Annotated in this window: 2 pseudogenes; one reads left to right on the top strand and one right to left on the bottom strand. The window is 63.2% G+C overall.

The features are described from left to right. Nucleotides 1-93 precede the first annotated feature (93 nt). Nucleotides 94-1470: pseudogene (locus EN939_RS33180) on the bottom strand (TIGR03808 family TAT-translocated repetitive protein). A gap of 120 nt (nt 1471-1590) precedes the next feature. Between EN939_RS33180 and EN939_RS39915 the strand changes: the two are divergent. Then, nucleotides 1591-1663 (top strand): annotated as a pseudogene (locus EN939_RS39915) (transcription elongation factor); the annotation flags it as partial.

Here is a 1663-nt window from a genome sequence, read left to right as displayed (position 1 = left end):
AGGCATTGGCGTTCAAGCTGAGCGAGTTGGCAAACACGCCCATCGAAAACCGCAACGGTGCCAAGGTCGGGGCGCTGAGGCCGACGGCAGCCCTCAACTGACGTGATTGCGCTCGACGGTCAGATGCGCATAGCCGGTATCGTTTGACGAGGCGAGGTCGCCCGTTGCGGGCTCGGCCCAGCGCTGGCCGACAACCGCACCGTTGAGCGCGCCGTCGATGATATTGTCTGAAATGACCGCCGTGCCGGCACCCTCGACCACGGACACGACGATACCGGTTCCGGCGTTGCGGATGATGTTGCCCGTAGCGACGACATTGCGCAGCTAGGGACCCCAGCCGATCTGCATGCCATAAAGCGGCGCGTTCTCGATGACGTTGTTGGAAACGGTGGTGTCGGCCTCAACGCCGATGCCGACGCCAAATCCCGGCGAGTCGGCGGGGTAGGGACCGCTGGTCGACAGATTGCGCACGATGTTTCCGGAGCAGACGCCCATGCGGCCGCCTTCGTTGAAATTGACGATCGAGATGCCGTTGGCGGCGCCGTCGACGATGTTGTTGCTGATGATGGCGCCTTCGAACGAGAACTCGGAATAGACCGCCGTTTCGCCCGAGCGCGAGCAGGTGTTACCCGATATCTGCAGGTTGCTGGCGCTGTTGGCGCGGATCGCCGAGAAGGCGCAGTCCGAGACGATGTTGCCCGAGATGACGACATTGCCGGCGCGAAAGGCATTGATGCCGTTGCCGTTCTGCCCGGTTCCGCCGCTGCGTGCCTGGATCCGTTGGACGCGGTTGCCGGTGACCATGGTGCCGTCTTCGGCCACCTGCCAGCGGTGCACGAGGATGCCGCCATTGGCGCAATCGGAGACGGTGTTGCCCGTAATGGACAGCCCGCCAGCCTCGACCGAGTAAATGCCGGCATCGGCGGCGCCCGATATCTCGCTGCGCTCGATCCGGCCGATCGCGTGTTCCAGCGCCAGTCCGTTCTTGCCGCTGCCGGTGATCTGACAATTGTCGATGGCGAGGTGCGCGATACGGCGCAGATCGAGCAGCCCTTGCGTGTAACCGCCCATCGTGCGGTTCGAACCATCAAAGACCAGACCGCTGAGTTCGATATGGTCAGCCTGTTCGGCCATGAAAAGGTGGCCGTCACCGCCGTAAACGACGCGCGTCGCGCCCGGCACGCCGGAAAGCCGCACGCGGCCGGGCAGCGAGAGATTGGAGACGACATAAGTCCCGGGCGGCAGGAACACCGGCATATCGCGGGCATTGGCGTCACGCAGCAGCTTGGCGAAGGCCTTGCTCTGATCGTCTGATGTGCCGGGCTGCACGCCGAGTTCTGTGGCATTGATCGAGCCGCGCATCGAGGCTTTCTCGATGCCGCTCAAGCTTGCGGCCACCGCCTTGCCGAGCGCAAGGCCCATAACGGCAAAGCCTGCGGTCCCGGTCAGCAGCGTTCGTCTGTTCAACATCGGCACAGAATCCCAGCGTTCAAGCCTGATATCGCAGGAATCGTGCCAGCCGTTATGTCTCTCCCACCGAGGCCGCTACGATGGCTTGTCGTGCAGCCTTTCCGCGCCTAAGTTCAAGGAATGAGCAGAGCTTTCACCCGCGAGGAAGACAGCGAAAATGCCATTGCCGGTGTCGGTGAACGGCCAGTCAGCC

It is taken from the genome of Mesorhizobium sp. M7A.F.Ca.CA.002.05.1.1 (assembly GCF_003998335.1).
Taxonomy (GTDB): Bacteria; Pseudomonadota; Alphaproteobacteria; order Rhizobiales; family Rhizobiaceae; genus Mesorhizobium.
This window is presented reverse-complemented; position numbering and strand designations above follow the sequence as displayed.